Origin of the sequence: Streptomyces sp. NPDC048111 (assembly GCF_043202815.1) — a bacterium.
In the GTDB taxonomy this organism is placed as follows: Bacteria; Actinomycetota; Actinomycetes; order Streptomycetales; family Streptomycetaceae; genus Streptomyces.
On the sequence record NZ_JBIDBD010000024.1, the window covers coordinates 55,979 to 73,613 of the forward strand.

Genomic DNA, 17,635 nt, shown 5'->3' on the forward strand with positions numbered 1-17,635 from the left:
TCGCCTGGCCCCTCTGTTCCGGAGGTTCACGCTCCATGAAGCTCACCGTCGTCGGCTGCTCCGGCTCGTTCCCCTCCGCGGAATCGGCCTGCAGCAGCTACCTCGTCGAGGCAGACGGCTTCCGGCTGCTCCTCGACATGGGCAACGGGGCCCTCGGTGAGCTGCAGCGCCACATCGGCCTGTACGACCTCGACGCGATCTTCCTGTCGCATCTGCACGCCGACCACTGCATCGACATGTGCGGCTACTTCGTCGCGCGCTACTACCGCCACGAGGGCGGCCGGTGCGCCGCGATGCCGGTGTACGCGCCCGAGGGTGCCGAGCAGCGCCTGACCACCGCCTACGCGGACACGCCCTCGGCCTCCTCGATGAGCGAGGTCTTCGACTTCCACACCCTGAAGCCGGGCTCGTTCGACATCGGCCCCTTCTCGGTGCGCACGGAACGGGTGGAGCACCCCGTCGAGGCGTACGGCATCCGCGTCGAGCACGGGGGCTCCACGCTCGTGTACTCCGGCGACACCGGCGCCTGCGCGGCCCTCGACGAACTGGCCCGGGGCGCCGACCTGTTCCTGTGCGAGGCCTCCTTCACGGACGGCAAGGAGGACATCCCCGCGCTGCACCTCAACGGCCGCGAGGCCGGCGAGCACGCGGCCCGGGCCGGCGCCGGGCGCCTGGTCCTCACCCACATCCCGCCGTGGACGGACGCGCGGGTCAACCTGGCCGACGCCCGCTCGGCCTACCCGGGCCCGGTGGAACTGGCCGCGCCGGGCGCGGTGTACGAGTTCTGAGCCCGCCCCCGCCCCGGGCACGCGGAAGGCCCCCGGAACCTCACGGTTCCGGGGGCCTTCGGGCGAAGCGGGACGGCTACGCCTTCGTCAGGTCCTCGACCTCTTCCTCGGGCTCGCGGCCCGGGGTGGTGAGGTTGAACTTGGTGATGGCGAAGCGGAACAGGACGTAGTAGATCGCTCCGAAGACCAGTCCGATCGGGATGATCAGCCAGGGCTTGGTGGCGTGCGTCCAGTTCAGCAGGTAGTCGATCGCGCCTGCCGAGAAGTTGAATCCGGCGTGCACGCCCAGGGCCCACGTGACGGCCATCGAGACGGCGGTGAGCACCACGTGGATCACGTAGAGGATCGGCGCGATGAACATGAAGGAGAACTCGATCGGCTCGGTCACACCGGTGACGAACGAGGTCAGCGCCAGCGAGACCATCATGCCGAGGACGGCCTTGCGGCGCTCGGGACGGGCCGTGTGGGCGATCGCGATGGCGGCGGCCGGAAGGCCGAACATCATGATCGGGAAGAAGCCGGACTGGAACATGCCGGCGGTGTGGTCACCGGCGAGGAAGCGCGGGATGTCACCGTGGACGACCTGGCCGGCCGCGTCCGTGTAGTCACCGATCTGGAACCAGGCGACGGTGTTGACGAACTGGTGCATGCCGATCGGGATCAGCGCCCGGTTGACACCGCCGAAGAGGGCCGCACCGCCGGCGCCGAGGCCGGTCATCCACTCGCCGAAGTCGGCGATGCCGTTGCCGATGGGCTCCCAGACGAGACCGAAGAACACGCCGACGACCAGGCCCACGAAGGCCATGATGATCGGGACCAGGCGGCGGCCGTTGAAGAAGCCGAGCCAGTCGACGAGCTTGGTGCGGTGGAACTTCTGCCACAGCACGGCCGCGAGCAGGCCCATGATGATGCCGCCGAGGACACCCGGGTCGTTGTACTTCGCGTCGACGATCTTGCCGTCGGCTATGTGCTGCTGGACGATCGGGAAGGCCTGCAGCACCTTGCTGTAGACGAGGAAGCCGACCAGGGCGGCGAGGGCGGTGGAGCCGTCGGACTTCTTCGCGAAGCCGATCGCGACACCGATGCAGAAGAGCACCGGAAGGGCGCCGGTTATCGCGCCGCCCGCGTTGCCGAACACATCGGAGACCTTGTTCCAGCCGAGCCCGTCCTTGCCGAACACGTCGGGCTGGCCCAAGCGGACCATGATGCCCGCGGCCGGCAGCACGGCGATCGGCAGCTGCAAGCTGCGGCCGACCTTCTGCAGGCCCTGGAACAGGCCGGAGCCCCGCTTCTTCGCGGGCGCCGCCTTAGCGGTGGCCGTACTCATCAACATCCTCCAGTAAGGCAAGGCGCCGCCCGGGGACATGGGAAAATACGGGGGGACGGCGGCGTCTCGGGGGAACGCGGTCAAGCCCGCGTGGTCTACACCAATGAGTGGTGTAGACCAGTTGTAGCACGGTGAGGGTTAGATAAGGAACCTTCGTTTTTTGTGGGCTGAGCCATATCCGGCAATCGCCGCGGAAGCGACTCGGGGCCGTAATCATTTCGTTGTCCGTGAGAGGCCTCGGCCCATGCCGAAGGCCCCCGGACCGCAGGGTCCGAGGGCCTTGAAATCGGCGGCGGGAGCTACGCCTTGATGTTCTGCTCCTCCAGCTCGTCCGCGTCCGGTTCGCGCCCCGGCGTCGGCAGGTTGAATTTGGTGATCGCGAACCGGAAGAGCGCGTAGTAGACGACCGCGAAGCACAGCCCGATCGGAATGATCATCCAGGGTTTCGTCGCCAGGCTCCAGTTGATGACGTAGTCGATCAGCCCGGCCGAGAAGCTGAAGCCGTCCTTCACCCCGAGCCCCCAGCTGACCGCCATCGACACGCCCGTGAGCACCGCGTGGATCGCGTACAGCAGCGGCGCGATGAAGACGAAGGAGTACTCGATCGGCTCGGTGATGCCCGTGACGAGCGAGGTCAGGCCCACCGAGAGCATCATGCCGCCCACCTCCTTGCGGCGGTGCGGCTTGGCGCAGTGGGCGATCGCGAGCGCCGCCGCCGGCAGGGCGAACATCATGATCGGGAAGAAGCCCGTCTGGAACTGGCCGGCCGTCGGGTCGCCCGCGAGGAAGCGCGGGATGTCGCCGTGCACGACCGTGCCGTCGGGCTTGGTGAAGTCGCCGAACTGGAACCAGACGAACGTGTTCAGGAACTGGTGCAGACCGATCACGAGCAGCGCCCGGTTGGCCACACCGAAGATGCCCGAGCCCCACGAGCCCAGGTCCACCAGCCACTTGCTGAAGCTGGTCAGCGCGTCACCGACCGGCGGCCACACGAACAGGCACAGCACGGCGAAGACGATCGCGATCCCGGACATGATGATCGGCACGAGCCGGCGCCCGTTGAAGAAGCCCAGCCAGTCCACCAGCTTCGTCCGGTGGAAGCGCTGCCAGAAGTACGCGGTGAGCAGGCCCATCACGATGCCGCCGAAGACGCCCGGGTTCTGGTACGTGGCGAGCACCGCGGTGCCGTCCTTCGCCACGCAGGCGCCGGCCGTCAGTTTGGCCCCGGCGGCGCAGTCCTTCGGGAACTGCAGCAGCACGCTGTAGTAGACGAGGAAGCCGGCCACCGCCGCGAGCGCGGTCGAGCCGTCCGCCTTCTTCGCCATGCCGATCGAGACGCCCACGCAGAACAGCAGCGGAAGTCCGAGCGAGCCGTTGAGCAGCGCGCCGCCGGCGCCGGCGAACACCTTGGCCACGTCGTCCCAGCCGAGCCCGGTCTTGCCGAACATGTCGTCCTGGCCGAACCGGTTGAGGATGCCCGCCGCGGGGAGCACGGCGATGGGCAGCTGGAGGCTGCGGCCCATCTTCTGCATCCCCTGGAACAGCCCGTTCCACCACCGGGGCCGGGGCGGCGCGGCCGCACTGCTGGTGCTCATCGGCAACCTCCACGCTTGCTCCGGGCTTGTGGAACAAGCCGGCTCGGACGGTCGTTGCACACTGGTGTAGACCAGTTGCGGTATCGTCCGGAGCGAGCCCCTCGCGGGGCATGGCTCCGGTGATCGCCATCCTTGGCCAGGCGGAATGCGCCCGCGCGCATAGCTGGGCCAAACGTGGGTTAACGTGACAAAGCGGACCTACCGTGGGCCGACACAGCGTTCTTGAGAACCAGGAGAGACACATGGCCAGCAAGGCTGAGAAGATCGTCGCCGGCCTCGGCGGTATCGAGAACATCGAGGAAGTCGAAGGCTGCATCACGCGCCTGCGCACCGAGGTCGTCGACCCGAGCAAGGTCGACGAGGCCGCTCTCAAGGCCGCCGGCGCCCACGGCGTCGTCAAGATGGGCACCGCGATCCAGGTCGTCATCGGCACCGACGCGGACCCCATCGCCGCCGACATCGAAGACATGATGTGAGTCGCTGACGACCACACGGGTCAGCGACCCCGCACCACAGAGGCCGGCCCCACGGGGCCGGCCTCTCGCGTACGCCGACCCCCTGCGCCCACCCGGACGCGAGCCCCGAACCCCTCCCGGGAAGCGGAACCCGGGGCCACCCGGATCGCCTAGGCTCAGGGGCATGTCTCGTATCGACGGCCGCACCCCCGAACAGCTCCGCCCCGTCACCATCGAACGCGGATGGAGCAAGCACGCCGAGGGCTCCGTCCTCATCTCCTTCGGCGACACCAAGGTCTTCTGCACCGCCTCCGTCACCGAAGGCGTCCCGCGCTGGCGCAAGGGCAGCGGCGAAGGCTGGGTCACCGCCGAGTACTCGATGCTGCCCCGCTCCACCAACACCCGCGGCGACCGCGAATCCGTCCGCGGCAAGATCGGCGGGCGCACCCACGAGATCTCCCGCCTCATCGGCCGCTCCCTGCGCGCCGTCATCGACTACAAGGCCCTCGGCGAGAACACCATCGTCCTGGACTGCGACGTCCTCCAGGCCGACGGCGGCACCCGCACCGCCGCCATCACCGGTGCCTACGTCGCCCTCGCCGACGCCATCACCTGGGCCCAGGGCAAGAAGCTCGTCAAGCACGGCCGCAAGCCCCTCATCGGCACCGTCTCCGCCGTCTCCGTCGGCATCGTCGACGGCGCCCCCCTCCTCGACCTCTGCTACGAGGAGGACGTGCGCGCCGAAACCGACATGAACGTCGTCTGCACCGGCGACGGCCGCTTCGTCGAGGTCCAGGGCACCGCCGAGGCCGAGCCCTTCGACCGCAAGGAACTCAACGCCCTCCTCGACCTCGCCACCGGAGGCTGCGCCGACCTCGCCGCCCTCCAACTGCGCGCCCTGGCCGCGGTGTCCGGCGAACAGCCCGCACCGTAACGAGGCAACCGAGGGGAACCTCCCCGCGTCACCACGAGTACGGGCGCACGGGACTGCCGGGCGCCCGTCCGTACCTTCCGGAACCCCGACCGTTCCGGAACACCTGGGGGAGGACCCGACCGATGCGCCGAACCACGCTCGCCGTCTGTGTCGCCACCGCGGCCCTCGCCGTCGCCGCCGCCACGGGCTGCGGAGCCATCGACAAGGCGATCGACTGCGTCAACACCGCACAGGCCATCGGCACCAGCGTCGACAACCTCGGCCGCGCCGTCGGCAACGCCACCGACAACCCCGGCCAGGCCGACCAGGCGCTCAACGACATCGACAACGAACTGTCGTCCCTCAAGAACAAGACCGGCGACGCCGACCTCTCCCGCGCGGTGGACGACCTCGACAAGGCCGTGGACAACGTCCGTACGGCCATCAAGAACGGCGACGGCACCCCCGACATCAGCGGCGTCACCGCCGCGGCCAAGGAAATCGGCAAGGTCTGCACCCCCTGAGCCCGCCGGCCCGCCCCGCGCGCCGGCCTCCGCCCGCCCGCCCGCACCGCGCGCCCTGTCCGCCCGCGCCGCGTGCCCGGGCCTCGGCCCGTCCGCCCGCACCGCGTGGCCCCGGGCCCGGCCCGGGGCCGCCCGCCCGTCGGCGGCCCCGCGATACTGGGGTCCATGACCCGCCTGATCCTCGCCACCCGCAACGCCGGCAAAGTCACCGAACTCCACGCGATCCTCGCCGCGGCCGGACTGCCCCACGAACTCGTCGGCGCCGACGCCTACCCCGAGATCCCCGACGTCAGGGAAACCGGCGTCACCTTCGCCGAGAACGCCCTCCTCAAGGCCCACGCCCTCGCCCGGGCCACCGGCCTGCCCGCCGTGGCCGACGACTCGGGCCTCTGCGTCGACGTCCTCGGCGGCGCGCCCGGCATCTTCTCGGCCCGCTGGTCCGGCACCCACGGGGACGACCAGGCCAACCTGGACCTCCTGCTGGCCCAGCTCTCCGACATCGCCGACGAACACCGCGCCGCCCACTTCGCGTGCGCCGCGGCCCTCGCCCTGCCCGACGGCACCGAACGCGTGGTGGAGGGCCGCCTCCTGGGCACCCTGCGCCGCGCCCCCGCCGGAACGGGCGGCTTCGGCTACGACCCGATCCTCCAGCCGGAGGGCGAGACCCGTACGTGCGCGGAGCTGACGGCCCAGGAGAAGAACGCGATCAGCCATCGCGGGCAGGCGTTCCGGGCGCTGGTGCCGGTGGTGCGGGAGCTGGTGGGGTGAGGCGAAACGGTGTGGGCCGCCCCTGAAGACAGGAGCGGCCCACACCGTTTCGATCGAGTGCGCCCGGTCGGATTCGAACCGACAGACACGACCACCTAAAGATCGCCGCTCAGCCCTTGGCGTACGGGCGCGCACACGGCGCCCACTCTACTGGGCGCCGACCGTGGACGGCAGCCCACGGCCGGTGGACCCGGGGTCGTTCAGGGCGATCCGCGACGGCCGCCCCGGCACCAGGTGACGGTCACCGCATGGCAATTGGGGCACAGCAGGCGCAGGTTCTCACGCCGGTCGTCGCTGCGGTCCCCATTGATGTGGTCGACCTCCAGCGTCAAGGGGCGGCCCCTCCATTCCGGACCGGTACCGCACTCGTCGCACCGCTCGGGAACACCGACCTCGTGCAGGGCGCGGCGCAGGTGCACCGTCTTGGTGCGGTGCCCGTCGTCGCGTCGTCTCAGCACGTCCTCGGCGCGCTTTCTGCGGGCGGGATGCGTGCTGCCCCGCTGGTGCGCCTGCCCGAGCAGGTGGTCTGTGGGAACGGCGTCCTCGGCCATCCAACGGCGCAGGGCCGTCCGCGCACTCGTGCTGTCCGGTCGGCCGAGGCGCCGCAGCACGCCGGCGAGCGAGACGGACGCGGCCACGGCACTGCGCAGTTCCGCCGGGTGGGGCCGGGAGATCGCCCCGGGGCGCCGCTCGCGGGTCGGGCGCGGGTTCGGGTTCATCGCCCGCCCGCGTTCCCGGCCTTGGCGCGTCCGCGGTAACTGTCCGTCGTGGCATGGCAGTTGGGGCAGAGCAGCCGCAGGTTGCCGATCTGGTTGTTCCGCCAGTCCCCGTCGATGTGATCGACCTCGAGCGGCAGCGGTCGCCCCCGCCACACGGGTTCCGTGCCACACATCGCGCACTGCTCGCCGACGCCTGTCGACGCCATCGCCCGCTTGAGCCGATCGCTCGGGATCCGCCGCGCCGTGCCCGGCTCCTGTACGACGAGCAGCGCATCCGGCTGCCGACGCCGGGTCTCGCCGGCCCGCGACGGGGGCCTGAAGTGCGAGGTGTCGATCCCGAACGCCTTGATGCGCCGGGATATGTGGGTGTGATGCCCACCGACCACGTCCAGGCCCAGGCGCCGCAGGACTTCGCACATGTTCGTCGAGGCAGCGACCGCCGGCTCCAGAACGTCCGGCGTCCAGCGTGCGCCCTCCCGTTCGAAGTGAGCCGTCGAAACGCCCAGCCTCCGCATCCGTTCCCGTATGTACCGCCGTGACCCGCCCTTGGGGTCCAGCCCCAGCTTCGTCAGTGCTTCCGACAAGGTGCTGGAGGAGCCGGCCGCCTCGGCCAGTCTCTCCCTGGTGTACGGGCTCGTGCCCACGATCTTCTCCGTCCCGGCCACGCGTTCGCAGCCCCGTACGGAGTAACGAACCGCATATCGGACGGTCACACCCGACATACGGAACGGCTCGCACCGCTTGCCGGGTGGAGGCCGTTCGGGAGGTGGGCGGGGCCGGGAGGCGGGCGGGGCCGGGAGGCGGGCCGGGGCCGGGGTCAGATCGAGAGGTCCTTGATGATCTTGGCCACGTGGCCCGTCGCCTTGACGTTGTACAGGGCCCGCTCCACCTTGCCGTCCTCGTCCACGACCACCGTCGAGCGGATGACCCCGGTCACCGTCTTGCCGTACAGCTTCTTCTCGCCGTACGCCCCGTACGCCTCCAGGACCTCCTTCGACGGGTCGCCGACCAGCGTGACCTTCAGGGACTCCTTCTCGCGGAACTTCGCCAGCTTCTCCGGCTTGTCGGGCGAGACGCCGATGACGTCGTACCCGGCGCCCGCGAGCAGCTCCAGGTTGTCCGTGAAGTCGCAGGCCTGCTTGGTGCAGCCGGGGGTGAGGGCCGCCGGGTAGAAGTACACGATGACCTTGCGGCCCTGGTGAGCGGCGAGCGAGACCTCGTTGCCGTCCGCGTCGGGCAGGGTGAAGGCGGGCGCGGTGTCGCCGGGCTTGAGTCGCTCGCTCATGGGGTTTCCTCCGGAGGGAAGGCCGAGGGTGGACGTACACCGACAGAGCCTAATGGGGGCCTGTGACAGTGCATCGGCGCCGGAGCTGACAGACTGTGGATCGACGGATGACCCCACACGACCACCGGAGGCGGCGCAGTGTCGGATGCCAGGACCCCTGCGCAGATCGAGGCGGACATCAGGAGCCGGCGTAATCAGCTCGCGGTGACCCTCGACGAGATCGGGGTGCGGCTGCACCCGTCCACGATCGTCGGCGACGCGAAGGCCAGGGTCGCCTCGGCCGTGGACCAGACCGCGGGACGCGCCTACGTCGCGGTGAACCGCACGGTCGGCGACGTGAAGGCGCGCTTCGTGTCGGAGGACGGCGCGCCCCGCGTGGAGCGCATCGTGCCGGTCGCGCTGGTCGCGGTCGGTCTGGTCGGGCTGCTCGCCCTGTCGGCGCGCAAGCGGCGGGCCTGACCCTTCGGCGTACGCCCGCCGCCGGTGCGGGTAGGTTCGACTCCGTGAGCGAGAACACCCACGACAAGCTGCCCATCCGGATGCTGCACGACCGCGTGCTGGTCCGGTCAGACACGCCCGAGGGCGAGCGGCGTTCGGGCGGTGGCATCCTCATTCCGGCCACCGCCGCCGTCGGCAAGCGCCTCGCCTGGGCGGAGGTGGTCGCGGTGGGCCAGAACGTGCGCACCGTGGAGCCGGGCGACCGGGTCCTGTACGACCCCGAGGACCGTGCCGAGGTGGAGGTGCGGGGCGTGGCGTACGTCCTGATGCGCGAGCGCGACCTGCACGCCGTGGCCTCGGAACGGGTCTCCGTGGACGCGACCGGCCTGTACCTGTAGCGCCCGCGGCGGGGCCCCGCGCGTACCCGAAGGGCCGGTGACCGAGGTCACCGGCCCTTTCGCACGCCCTTTGCTACGGTGGTGGGACCCCGACGAGACGCGTCGTACCGGGTCAGGACAAGACGACGCACCTGTGAAGTTGTCTCGCGTCTCGGAGGTGCCGTCATGGCATGGGTCCTGTTGGTCGTCGCCGGTCTGCTCGAAGTGGGCTGGTCGATCGGGATGAAGTACACGGACGGGTTCACGCGTCCGGTGCCCAGTGTGCTGACCGGTCTCGGGATCGTCGCCTCCATGCTGCTGCTCTCGCAGGCCGCCAAGACGCTGCCCATCGGCACCGCGTACGGCGTGTGGGTGGGCATCGGTGCCGCGGGCGCCGCGGTGCTCGGCATGGTGGTGCTGGGTGAACCGGCCACCGCCGCCCGGATCTTCTTCGTCTGTCTGCTGCTCGTCGCCGTGGTCGGTCTGAAGGCGACGAGCGGGCACTAGCGGTTCGGGTGCCTACGGGCTGCGGGAGCCGCGCGGCCGTTCGGCGAGGCCCGTGGCGCCGCCGAGCCCGTCCGTTCCGCCGCCCTCCGTGCCGCCGTTGTCGGCGCCGCCCTGGGTCTGGCCGCCCTGGGTCTGTCCCTGGTCCTGGCCCGCGGTCTGGCCCTGGGTCGGCCCCTGGTTCTGGCCGCCGTTGACGGGCCCTCCGTTGTCCGCGCCGCCCTGGGTCTGCCCCTGCGTCTGTCCCTGGTCCTGCCCCTGTGTCCGGCCCTGGTTCTGGCCCTGGGTCTGTCCCTGGCTGCGACCGCCGGTCTGCCCCTGGTTCTGGCCCTGGGTCTGCCCCTGGTCGCGGCCGCCGGTCCGGCCCTGCGACTGGCCCTGGGTCTGTCCCTGGTCCTGGCCCTGCGTCTGGCCCTGGTCGCGGCCCGGGGTCGGGGACTGGAACGGGTTGGGGGTGGGCGGTTCGACCGGCGCGGTCGCGCCCTCCTGGAGCTCCAGGTCGAAGTCCTTGGCCTCGCTGCCCCGCAGGGCGCCCTTGGTGTACTGGGCCCAGATCTGCGCGGGCGGCCCGCCGCCGTTCATGCGGGGCAGCCCGAGCGCCCCGTACAGCGGCTGCTGCACCGCCGTGTCGGGGTCGGCGCCCATCACCGCGACGACGGTGGCCAGGTCCGGGGTGTAGCCCGCGAACCAGGCCGCCTTGTCCTGTTCGGCGGTGCCGGTCTTGCCGGCGGAGGGGCGTCCGGAGGCCTGCGCGGCGGTGCCGGTGCCGCCGTCGACGACGCTCTGGAGCATCGACGTCGTGGTGTCGGCGGCCTCGCGGGGGACGGCCTGTTCGGCGTCCTCGGAGGGCAGGTCGGTCTTCTCGCCGTCCTTGATGACCGACTCGACCATCGTGTACGTGCCGTGGCGCCCGTGCCCGGCCAGCGTGGCGTACGCCTGTGTCATGTCGAGCACGCTGGCGGTCGCGGTGCCGAGCGCGGTGGAGGGGCCGTTGGGCATGTCCGGGGTGTCGGCGGGCAGCCCGAGGTCGATGGCCGTCTGCTTCACCTTGGCGGGGCCGACGTCGACGGCCATCTGTGCGTACACCGCGTTGACGGACTTGTCGGTGGCGGTGCGCACGGTGATCTGCCCGTAGGAGATGTCGTCCTCGTTGGCGGGACCGTAGGGCGCGCCCTTCCAGCCCTGTACGGGGCGCTTGTTGGTGCCGTCGTAGACGGTGTTGGGGGTGATGGGGCGGCCGTCCTGGGTGGTGGAGCCGTTGGCCACGGCCGAGGTGAAGACGAACGGCTTGAAGGTGGAGCCCACTTGGAAGTCGCGCCGGGTGGCGTTGTTGACGTACTGCCTGGTGTAGTCGACGCCGCCGTACATCGCGAGGACCTTGCCGGTGGCCGGGTCGATGGAGGCGCCGCCCACGCGCACGTTGCGGTCGGCCTTGCGGACGCTGCTCAGCTTGGAGTTGACCCTGTCGTCGACGGCTTTGACGAACGCGTCCTGCTTGTCCCGCTGGATCGTGGTGGTGATGCGGTAGCCGCCGGTGGCCAGGGTGTTGTCGTCGATGATCTTGTTGCTGGTGAGGTAGTCCTTGACGGCCTCGACGAGGTAACCGCGCTGACCGGCCAGCCCGGCGCGGGGCTTGGCCTTCCCGGGGACGGGGAAGGTGGTGGCGGCCCGTTCGGAGGCGCCGAGCCACTTCTTCTTGACCATGCCGTCGAGCACGTAGTTCCAGCGGGCCAGCACCCGGGGCTTGTTCTGCGGGTGGGCGATCACGTCGTAGGCGCTGGGCGAGTTGAGCAGCGAGGCGAGGTAGGCGCCCTCGGCGGTGGTGAGCTTCTCGACGTCCTTGCCGTAGTACGCCTGGGACGCGGCCTGGATGCCGTAGGCGTTGCGCCCGAAGTAGCTGGTGTTCAGGTACCCGGCGAGGATGTCCTCCTTGGTCTCCTCGCGATTGAGCTTGATCGCGATGAAGAACTCCTTCACCTTGCGGGTGACGGTCTGTTCCTGGCCGAGGTAGTAGTTCTTGACGTACTGCTGGGTGATGGTGGAGCCGCCCTGGGTGCCCTTGCCGGTGAGGGTGTTCCAGGCCGCGCGGATCATCGCCTTGGGGTCGACGGCCCGCTCGGAGTAGAAGTCCCGGTCCTCGGCGGCCAGTACGGCGCGCTGGACGGTGAGCGGGATCTGCGCGAGCTGGACGTTCTCGCGGTTGATCTCGCCGTCCGAGGCGAGCTGGGTGCCGTCGGCGTAGAGGAACACGTTGGACTGGGCGGTGGCCCCGGCGTTGGCGGCGGGGATCGACACGAGCATGTAGCCGGCGATGAAGCCGCCGATGAGCAGCAGGGCGCAGAACAGGAAGAGGCCGAGGACCACGCGCCAGCGCGGGACGAAGCGGCGCCATCCGGTCCGCGGGGGCCGCCCCTTCTTCCCCCGGGCGGGCCCGCCGTCGGAACCCGCTGCCGCACCCCCTTCCACCCCGCCGTCGGAGCCCGCTGCCGCACCCCGTTCCGCCCCGGCGGTGGCACCCGCCTCCGTGGGCCCGGGCGGGGTGGGGCCGGAGGCGCTGAGGTCGCGGGGCGTCCACTTCCGCGGCCCCTCGGGTCCGGGCCGTGGTGGCTCCGGCTGCTCGTCGTCGCTCATGTCTCTCCGGCTCTCTCCGGCCTTGCGCCCCGGTCACGTACGGATACGGGTGCGGTACGGGGTGGTTACCTCTATGAATCAACCATTTCGGCCGATTCGTACCGCAGGGACATCTTGCCCGTCCCGCCGCGGAAATTGCGTCGCGAAGGGCCGAGGGGCTGGGCTAGGCTCTCGCGCTTTGGTGTCGATGGGCGGGTGAGGGGGCGTTCGTGCGGCTGTACGGAGTCGTGGCCGCGGGTGGGTTCCGGCGCTATACGACGTACCGGGTCGCCACCGCGGCCGGGGTGTTCACCAACACCGTCTTCGGCGTGATCGTGGCGTACACCTATATAGCCCTGTGGGACCAGCGCCCCAACCTCGGCGGCTACGACCAGTCCCAGGCGCTCACCTATGTGTGGATCAGCCAGGCCATGCTGATGACGGTCAACATGTTCGGCGGGGGCTTCGCGGACGAGCTCGTGGAACGCATCCGTACGGGTGACATCGCGATCGACCTCTACCGCCCGGCCGACCTCCAGCTGTGGTGGCTCTCGGCCGACCTCGGCCGGGCGCTCTTCCACTTCGTGGGGCGCGGGGCGGTGCCGCTCGCCTTCGGCGCCCTCGTCTTCGACCTCGCACTGCCGACCGACGTCCGGACGTGGCTGGCGTTCCTGTTCGCGGTCCTGCTGGGGGTGGTGGTGAGCTTCGCGCTGCGCTTCCTGGTCGCGCTCTCGGCGTTCTGGCTGCTCGACGGGGCCGGGGTGTCCTCGCTGGTGTCCATCGCGGGCCTGTTCTTCTCCGGGATGCTGCTGCCGCTCAACGCCTTCCCCGGGCTGCTCGGCGAGGTGGCCCGCGCCCTGCCCTGGTCCTCGCTGCTGCAGATCCCGGCGGACGTCCTGATGGGCCGCCACCGGGGCTGGGGCCTGCTCGGTGCCTACGGCTTCCAGCTCGGCTGGGCGGCGGCGCTGCTCGGGGCGGGCCGGCTCGTCCAGTCCGCCGCGGTGCGCAGGGTGGTGGTCCAGGGTGGCTGACCGGGTGACCGACCGGCGCCCGCCGCCGGGCGCGTGGAGCGCGTACCGCATGATCGCCGCGATGTGGATCCGCTCGGCCCTCGCCTACCGGGCTTCGTTCGTGATGATGCTGGCCGGGAACTTCCTGGTGACGGCCTTCGACTTCGTCGTGATCGCCCTGATGTTCTCGCAGGTGCGCTCGCTCGGCGGCTACTCCTTCGCCGAAGTGGCCTTCCTGTACGGGACGTCGACCACCTCGTTCGGCCTCGCCAACGCGCTGCTCGGCTCCATCGACAAGCTGGGCGCGCGGGTGCGCGACGGCACGCTGGACACCCTGCTCGTGCGCCCGGTGCCGGTGCTCGCCCAGGTCGCCGCCGACCGCTTCGGCCTCCAGCGCCTGGGCCGGCTCCTCCAGGGCGTCCTGGTCCTGACCGGCGCCCTGGTCACCCTCGACGTGCACTGGACCGTACTGAAGGTGCTCCTGGTGCCGCTGATGCTGCTGTGCGGCACCGCGATCTTCTGCGCGGTGTTCGTCGCGGGCGCCGCCTTCCAGTTCTGGGCGCAGGACGCGGCCGAAGTGCAGAGCGCCTTCACCTACGGCGGCCAGACGCTGCTCCAGTACCCGCCGACGGTGTTCGCCAAGGACATGGTGCGCGGGGTCACCTACGTCTTCCCGCTGGCCTTCGTGAACTGGCTGCCCGCGCTGTACGTCCTCGGCCGGCCCTACCCGCTGGCGCTGCCGCACTGGCTCGCCTTCGCGCCCCCGCCGGTGGCGGCGCTCTGTCTGGCGCTCGCGGCCCTGGCATGGCGCGCCGGCCTGCGCGGATACCGCAGCACCGGCAGCTGAGCCGCACCCGAACCCGCCCGAGAACCAGGGGAGTTGACCCGAGGATGGACCAGGACCTGATCGAACTCGACGACGTGCGCAAGGTCTTCGACGTGCGCCGCAAGACGGGCCGGTTCCGCCGTGAGCGGCGGCAGGTGAAGGCCGTGGACGGGATCAGCTTCCGGGTGCCGCGCGGCGAGATGGTCGGCTACATCGGCCCGAACGGCGCGGGCAAGTCCACCACCATCAAGATGCTGACCGGCATCCTCACCCCGAGCGGGGGCCGCCTGCGGGTGGCGGGCCTCGATCCGTCCCGCGAGCGGACGAGGATGGCGCAGCGCATCGGCGTCGTCTTCGGCCAGCGCACCACCCTGTGGTGGGACCTGCCGCTGTACGACTCCTACCGGCTGGCCCACCGCATGTACCGCATCCCGGACGCCCGCTTCCGCGAGAACCTGGACCGCTGCGTCGAACTCCTCGACCTGGCAAGCCTGTTGGACGTCCCCGTACGGCAGCTGTCCCTGGGGCAGCGGATGCGCGGTGACATCGCCGCGGCGCTGCTGCACGACCCGGACGTCCTCTACCTCGACGAGCCGACGATCGGCCTCGACGTGATCAGCAAGGCCAAGGTCCGGCAGTTCCTGCGCGACCTCAACGCGGAGCGCGCCACCACGATCCTGCTGACCACGCACGACCTGACCGACATCGAGCAGCTCTGCGAGCGGGTGATGGTGATCGACCACGGGCGTCTGATGTACGACGGCGCGCTCTCCGGGCTCCACGAGGCGGGCGAGAGCGAACGCACCCTGGTGGTCGACCTGGAGCGCGAACTCCCGCCGGTACGGGCCGAAGGCGCCCGGGTGGTGAAGGTGGAGGGGCCGCGCCAGTGGCTCGCCTTCCCTGCCTCCGCGTCGGCCGCGCCGCTGGTCGCGCACATCGCCGCGGCCTACCCGCTGGTGGACCTGTCGGTGCGGGAGCCGGACATCGAGGCGGTGATCGCCCGCATGCTCACGTCCAGAGGGGCACCGACAGCGGCGTCGAGGGGCACCGGCCCCGGGGCTGCCGAGGACCGGGACCTTCACTAGGCTCTGCCGTATGACGAGTGAACCAACGGGTGGGCTTCCCGAGATGCGGGCCTCGGACGCCGAGCGGGAGCGGGTCGCCGAGTCACTGAGGGACGCGCTGGCCGAGGGGCGTCTGGACATGGAGGAGTTCGAGCAGCGCCTCGAAGCTGCCTACACGGCGCGTACGCACGGGGAGTTGGAGCCGCTCGTCCGCGATCTGCCCGCCCCGGGCACGGCGGGCCCGGCCCCGGCGCCGCGCCACCCCGAGAACGAGGCCGAGGTGCACTGGCCCTCCCGGATCGGCCACCCGCCCACATCCAAGGGCGGTTTCGCCCTGTGGAGCGGCTTCTCGCGCAAGGGCGCCTGGACGGTGGCCCGGCGGTTCACGGCCTTCGCGATGTGGGGCGGCGGCAACATCGACCTGCGCGAGGCCCGCTTCGAGGACCGCGAGACGGTGCTGCGCCTGTTCACGATCATGGGCGGCATCGGCGTGACCGTACCGCCCGAACTGAACGTCCAGGTCAAGGGGTTCGGCATCATGGGCGGCGTCGACGGCAACAAGGCGAGCGGCGAGGGCACCCCGGGCTCCCCGCGTGTGACGGTCGTGGCGTTCGCCCTGATGGGCGGCATCGGCGTGGACCGCAAGCTGCGCAAGGCGCAGAAGGAACGGCTGCGGGCGGAGCGGCGCGGGGGCGGGGAGCTGAGGGATCGGGAGCGCAAGGAACTGCGGTGAGGCGGGGGTGAGTTGACGGTTTTTGCGCCTTGGCGCCCATGGGGGCGGGGGAGCTGGCGTAGCCGCCCCCGGGGCGGGGGAGCCGGGTGGGACGCCCAGGGTGCGGGAGACGGGCGGGACGCCCAGGGCGGGGGAGTCGGGCGAGCCGCCCAGGGCGTTGAAGTGGGTCAGCCGCCCAGGGCGTGGGAGACGGTGTAGATCAGCAGCCCGGCGAGAGCGCCGACCACCGTGCCGTTGATGCGGATGAACTGGAGGTCGCGCCCGATGTTCGCCTCGATCTTGCGCGAGGTGTCGTTCGCGTCCCACGACGCCACCGTGTCCGTGATGAGCGAGGTGATCTCCGTCCGGTACGTCGACACCACGTACGCCGCCGCGTCCTCCAGCCAGCCGTCCACCTTGGACTGGAGGCGGGCGTCGGTGGACAGGCGGGTGCCGAGCGAGAGCAGCGACGCCCGTGCGCGCAGGCGCAGTTCGCTGTGGTCGTCCTCCGCCGCTGCGATGATCATCGAGCGTACGGAGGACCAGGCGGAGGCGATGACGTCCTGCACCTCGGGGCGGCCCAGTATTTCCGACTTGAAGCGCTCCACCCGGGTGCGGGTCTCCGAATCCGCCTGGAGGTCGGCGGCGAAGTCGGCGAGGAAGCGGTCGAGCGCGCCGCGTGCCGGGTGGGCCGGCATGTCGCGCATCTCGGTCACGAAGCGCAGCAGCTCCTTGTAGACCCGCTCGCCCACTTTGCGGTCCACGAACCGGGGCGTCCAGCCGGGGGCGCCGCCCTGCACCGCGTCCATCACCGAATCCCCGTGCAGGACGAGCCAGTCGTGGGCGCGTACGCACACGAGGTCGACGGCCTTGCGGTGGCTGCCGTCGGCGACGATCCGCTCCAGCGCCTTGCCGACGCCGGGCGCTATCTCCGCCGCGTTCGCCCGGCGGGTGATGGCCTCGCCGACGACGGCCTGGACGTCGGAGTCGCGCAGCACGGTGAGCGCGCCGCGCAGCGCCGTGGCCAGCTCGGAGGTGACCCGGTCCGCGTGCTCGGGCTCGGCGAGCCAGGCGCCGAGGCGGCGGCCGATGCCGAGGGCCTGGAGGCGGGCGCGCACGACCTCGGCGGACAGGAAGTTCTCGCCGACGAAGGTGCCGAGCGAGGCGCCGAACTGGTCCTTCTTGTTCTGGATGATCGCGGTGTGCGGGATGGGCAGGCCGAGCGGGCGGCGGAAGAGGGCCGTCACCGCGAACCAGTCGGCGAGCGCGCCGACCATGCCCGCCTCGGCCGCCGCCGCGACGTAGCCCGCCCAGGCGCCGGCGCCCGAGCGGTCGGCCCAGGTGGCGAGGCCGAAGACGACCGCGACCAGGAGCAGCAATCCGGTGGCGGTGGCCTTCATGCGGCGCACGCCCCGGCGCTTCTCCTCGTCCGCCGCGGTGTAGGCGAAGGGGGAGGAGCGCGGCGCGGGGGTGCCCGGCTCGCGCGGGGCGGGGGCGCCTGGCTCGCGCGGCGCGGGGTGTCCCGCCGGTGTCCCCTCGGCCCCGGGGCCCGCTGTCGTACGGTCGATGCGCCGCTCCATGCGCGTACGTTCCCTTCGCTCCGCCTGTGCGCCCACGTGCCCGCGGGTACCCACGCCCCGATCATTCACGACGACGGACGCGTACGCGTACGACCTCTACAGGAAGTACTTCCGGGGCGCGCGTTCAGTTCCCGCACACG

Annotated in this window: 19 protein-coding genes, 1 tRNA gene and 1 riboswitch; of the genes, 12 read left to right on the forward strand and 8 right to left on the reverse strand. The window is 71.0% G+C overall.

What is annotated here, in order from left to right; translation table 11 throughout:
• The first annotated feature begins 35 nt into the window (after positions 1–35).
• A complete protein-coding gene (locus tag ACGF3I_RS27905) occupies positions 36–788 on the forward strand; it encodes an MBL fold metallo-hydrolase (protein WP_393136651.1) in 753 nt (250 codons plus the stop codon).
• A gap of 76 nt (positions 789–864) precedes the next feature.
• Here ACGF3I_RS27905 and ACGF3I_RS27910 read toward each other — a convergent pair whose 3' ends face one another.
• Together ACGF3I_RS27910 and ACGF3I_RS27915 are read right to left on the reverse strand one after the other, a co-directional pair.
• Positions 865–2,115 carry a PTS transporter subunit EIIC gene (locus ACGF3I_RS27910; protein ID WP_393136652.1) on the reverse strand — a complete coding sequence of 417 codons (1,251 nt, stop codon included), beginning with the start codon at positions 2,113–2,115 and terminating at the stop codon, positions 865–867.
• Between the two features lie 299 nt (positions 2,116–2,414).
• On the reverse strand, positions 2,415–3,710 hold the full coding sequence (locus ACGF3I_RS27915) for a PTS transporter subunit EIIC (protein WP_393136654.1): 1,296 nt from the start codon (positions 3,708–3,710) through the stop codon (positions 2,415–2,417).
• A 242-nt stretch (positions 3,711–3,952) separates the two neighbouring features.
• On the opposite strand from ACGF3I_RS27915, the gene ACGF3I_RS27920 reads away from it, so the two are divergent.
• From ACGF3I_RS27920 to rdgB, 4 genes are all read left to right on the forward strand, one after another.
• Positions 3,953–4,186 carry a glucose PTS transporter subunit EIIB gene (locus ACGF3I_RS27920; protein ID WP_018105617.1) on the forward strand — a complete coding sequence of 78 codons (234 nt, stop codon included), beginning with the start codon at positions 3,953–3,955 and terminating at the stop codon, positions 4,184–4,186.
• Between the two features lie 163 nt (positions 4,187–4,349).
• Positions 4,350–5,099: a ribonuclease PH gene (rph, locus tag ACGF3I_RS27925; RefSeq protein ID WP_393136658.1), complete on the forward strand. Its 750-nt coding sequence runs from the start codon at positions 4,350–4,352 to the stop codon at positions 5,097–5,099.
• A 122-nt stretch (positions 5,100–5,221) separates the two neighbouring features.
• Positions 5,222–5,602 carry a hypothetical protein gene (locus ACGF3I_RS27930; protein WP_393136660.1) on the forward strand — a complete coding sequence of 127 codons (381 nt, stop codon included), beginning with the start codon at positions 5,222–5,224 and terminating at the stop codon, positions 5,600–5,602.
• A gap of 165 nt (positions 5,603–5,767) precedes the next feature.
• The gene (gene rdgB, locus ACGF3I_RS27935) at positions 5,768–6,370 is read left to right on the forward strand and encodes an RdgB/HAM1 family non-canonical purine NTP pyrophosphatase (RefSeq protein WP_393136662.1); all 603 of its coding nucleotides are present in this window, start codon (positions 5,768–5,770) and stop codon (positions 6,368–6,370) included.
• A gap of 58 nt (positions 6,371–6,428) precedes the next feature.
• Here rdgB and ACGF3I_RS27940 read toward each other — a convergent pair.
• The 4 genes from ACGF3I_RS27940 to bcp all read right to left on the reverse strand — a co-directional run bounded on the left by ACGF3I_RS27940 (position 6,429) and on the right by bcp (position 8,374).
• Positions 6,429–6,501: transfer RNA gene (locus ACGF3I_RS27940), tRNA-Leu, on the reverse strand.
• 69 nt (positions 6,502–6,570) lie between these two features.
• A complete protein-coding gene (locus tag ACGF3I_RS27945; protein ID WP_393136665.1) occupies positions 6,571–7,089 on the reverse strand; it encodes an HNH endonuclease signature motif containing protein in 519 nt (172 codons plus the stop codon).
• Positions 7,086–7,733 (reverse strand): HNH endonuclease signature motif containing protein, encoded by a 648-nt coding sequence (locus ACGF3I_RS27950; RefSeq protein WP_393136736.1) that lies wholly within the window; start codon positions 7,731–7,733, stop codon positions 7,086–7,088. The genes ACGF3I_RS27945 and ACGF3I_RS27950 overlap by 4 nt, the downstream gene beginning before the upstream one ends.
• A 173-nt stretch (positions 7,734–7,906) precedes the next feature.
• Positions 7,907–8,374, reverse strand: coding sequence for a thioredoxin-dependent thiol peroxidase (gene bcp / locus ACGF3I_RS27955; RefSeq protein WP_393136668.1), 468 nt, complete (start codon positions 8,372–8,374; stop codon positions 7,907–7,909).
• Positions 8,375–8,512: 138 nt separating this feature from the next.
• Here bcp and ACGF3I_RS27960 point away from each other — a divergent pair, with 138 nt between their 5' ends.
• The 3 genes from ACGF3I_RS27960 to ACGF3I_RS27970 all read left to right on the forward strand — a co-directional run bounded on the left by ACGF3I_RS27960 (position 8,513) and on the right by ACGF3I_RS27970 (position 9,696).
• A complete protein-coding gene (locus ACGF3I_RS27960) occupies positions 8,513–8,833 on the forward strand; it encodes a DUF3618 domain-containing protein (RefSeq protein WP_393136670.1) in 321 nt (106 codons plus the stop codon).
• A gap of 44 nt (positions 8,834–8,877) precedes the next feature.
• A complete protein-coding gene (locus tag ACGF3I_RS27965) occupies positions 8,878–9,210 on the forward strand; it encodes a co-chaperone GroES (protein WP_114036654.1) in 333 nt (110 codons plus the stop codon).
• Positions 9,211–9,271: 61 nt separating this feature from the next.
• Positions 9,272–9,342: riboswitch (guanidine-III (ykkC-III) riboswitch) on the forward strand.
• A gap of 33 nt (positions 9,343–9,375) precedes the next feature.
• Positions 9,376–9,696: a DMT family transporter gene (locus ACGF3I_RS27970; protein ID WP_393136672.1), complete on the forward strand. Its 321-nt coding sequence runs from the start codon at positions 9,376–9,378 to the stop codon at positions 9,694–9,696.
• Positions 9,697–9,708: 12 nt separating this feature from the next.
• Here ACGF3I_RS27970 and ACGF3I_RS27975 read toward each other — a convergent pair whose 3' ends face one another.
• Positions 9,709–12,324, reverse strand: a complete 2,616-nt coding sequence (locus ACGF3I_RS27975; protein WP_393136675.1) for a transglycosylase domain-containing protein — start codon at positions 12,322–12,324, stop codon at positions 9,709–9,711.
• A 209-nt stretch (positions 12,325–12,533) separates the two neighbouring features.
• On the opposite strand from ACGF3I_RS27975, the gene ACGF3I_RS27980 reads away from it, so the two are divergent.
• Genes ACGF3I_RS27980 through ACGF3I_RS27995 form a run of 4 tightly spaced genes read left to right on the forward strand, consistent with a single transcriptional unit; the run spans position 12,534 to position 15,936 of the window.
• Positions 12,534–13,334 carry an ABC transporter permease gene (locus ACGF3I_RS27980; RefSeq protein WP_393136677.1) on the forward strand — a complete coding sequence of 267 codons (801 nt, stop codon included), beginning with the start codon at positions 12,534–12,536 and terminating at the stop codon, positions 13,332–13,334.
• The gene (locus ACGF3I_RS27985; protein WP_393136679.1) at positions 13,327–14,160 is read left to right on the forward strand and encodes an ABC transporter permease; all 834 of its coding nucleotides are present in this window, start codon (positions 13,327–13,329) and stop codon (positions 14,158–14,160) included. The genes ACGF3I_RS27980 and ACGF3I_RS27985 overlap by 8 nt, the downstream gene beginning before the upstream one ends.
• Positions 14,161–14,204: 44 nt before the next feature.
• A complete protein-coding gene (locus tag ACGF3I_RS27990) occupies positions 14,205–15,224 on the forward strand; it encodes an ATP-binding cassette domain-containing protein (protein ID WP_393136681.1) in 1,020 nt (339 codons plus the stop codon).
• A gap of 43 nt (positions 15,225–15,267) precedes the next feature.
• Entirely contained in the window at positions 15,268–15,936 is a 669-nt protein-coding gene (locus ACGF3I_RS27995; protein ID WP_393136738.1) for a DUF1707 domain-containing protein, read from the forward strand.
• 167 nt (positions 15,937–16,103) lie between these two features.
• Here the strand turns inward: ACGF3I_RS27995 and ACGF3I_RS28000 are convergent, their stop codons facing one another.
• Positions 16,104–17,495, reverse strand: coding sequence for a DUF445 domain-containing protein (locus tag ACGF3I_RS28000; protein WP_393136683.1), 1,392 nt, complete (start codon positions 17,493–17,495; stop codon positions 16,104–16,106).
• Positions 17,496–17,635: the final 140 nt, after the last annotated feature.